Here is a 240-nt window from a genome sequence, read left to right on the forward strand (position 1 = left end):
CTTGATTCCGTTTATACTGATGGAGCTTATGATACGAAACAATGTCGAGAAATGATTTCCGATCGGCAAGCTCATGCAGTAATCCCACCCAGAAAAAATGCTAAACCTTGGAAAGATACAAAGATTAGCTCGTTAGAACGCAATGAACTGCTTCGAACAGTTAAACATTTGGGCAAGACTATATGGAAAAACTGGTCTGGCTATCATCGCCGAAGTTTGGTTGAAACCAAGATGCATTGC

At 40.8% G+C, this 240-nt stretch carries 1 protein-coding gene; it reads left to right on the forward strand.

All coding sequences use genetic code 11. From position 1 onward, the window contains the following. A partial coding sequence (locus tag FY049_RS22295) for a transposase (RefSeq protein ID WP_446084447.1) occupies positions 1-240 on the forward strand: 240 nt, incomplete at both ends.

This window comes from Acinetobacter sp. 1125_18A (genome assembly GCF_052824985.1).